Source organism: Nocardia farcinica (assembly GCF_029867845.1).
GTDB classification, from domain to species: Bacteria; Actinomycetota; Actinomycetes; order Mycobacteriales; family Mycobacteriaceae; genus Nocardia; species Nocardia farcinica_A.
The window spans coordinates 1-1,245 of record NZ_JARWRU010000049.1; the positions used below are offsets into that span (position 1 = coordinate 1).

Annotated in this window: 2 protein-coding genes; both read left to right on the plus strand. The window is 74.8% G+C overall.

Annotated elements, in window-relative coordinates; translation table 11 throughout:
* The coding region (locus tag QH283_RS00760; protein ID WP_280501090.1) for a chorismate synthase at positions 1 to 466 on the plus strand (466 nt) is incomplete at its 5' end.
* Positions 463 to 1,245: shikimate kinase (locus QH283_RS00765; RefSeq protein WP_432420633.1), on the plus strand; the 783-nt coding region annotated here is incomplete at its 3' end. The genes QH283_RS00760 and QH283_RS00765, both read left to right, overlap by 4 nt.

Genomic DNA, 1,245 nt, shown 5'->3' on the forward strand with positions numbered 1-1,245 from the left:
GGCGGCCGCGCTCATGGGCATCCAGGCCATCAAGGGCGTCGAGGTCGGGGACGGATTCGAGACCGCGCGCAGGCGCGGCAGCCAGGCCCACGACGAGATGCGTCCCGGACCGGACGGCGTGCTGCGCTCCACCAACCGCGCCGGCGGCCTCGAGGGCGGCATGACCAACGGCGAGGCGCTGCGGGTGCGGGCGGCGATGAAACCCATCTCCACGGTGCCGCGCGCGCTGTCGACCGTCGACATGTCCACCGGCGACGAGGCCGTCGCCATCCACCAGCGTTCCGACGTGTGCGCGGTGCCCGCCGCGGGCGTGGTCGCCGAGACCATGGTCGCTCTCGTGGTCGCCCAGGCCGTGTTGGAGAAGTTCGGCGGCGATTCGCTCGCCGAGACCGTCGCCAACATCGGCAGCTACCTCGAGCGGATCAACTCCCGCCCACACGTCCCGGCGGACAGTCGGGCGCGATGACCGCGCCGACCCACCCGCGGCCGCGAGTGGTGCTGGTCGGACCGCCGGGGGCGGGCAAGTCGACGATCGGCCGCAAGCTCGCCAAGGAGCTGGGCGTCGATCTCTACGACACCGACGCGGGGATCGAACGCGAGACCGGCCGCACCATCCCGGAGATCTTCGCCGAGGACGGCGAGCCCGAGTTCCGGCGGATCGAGGAACAGGTCGTCCGCCGGGCGATCCTCGAGGAACGCGGCGTGGTCTCCCTCGGCGGCGGGGCCGTGCTCTCACCGAACACCCGGGCACTGCTGCGCGAGTGCACCACGGTGTACCTGGAGATCAGCGTCGCCGAAGGGCTGCGGCGCACCGGGGCCAGCAACCAGCGCCCGCTGCTCAACGGCGCCGACCCCGGCGCGAAGTACCGCGAGCTCATGCGCATCCGCCGCCCGCTCTACCGCGAGGTCGCGACGGTGCGAGTGCGCACCGACGGCCGCAGCCCGAGCCGCGTGGTGCGGATGATCCTCTCCCGCCTCGGCATCGAGCCCGCGGCCACCGACCCCGAACCGGGCGCCCCCGCCCAAGCTCGGACCTCCTCCACCGCGCCGGGCAGCAGCCGATCCAGGTCGCGCAGGCGGGCCAGGGCCAGAGCCGCGGCCCGCCGCCGCGCCGCGGCCGCCGCGGGCGACACCACCGCGCCCGGCTCCCCCTCATCGGCGGCCGGGGCTCCCCCGGCCGCCCCTCCCGAATCCCCGCCCGCCGCAACGACGAGAAACACCGCGGCCGACGACACGGTGCCGAAC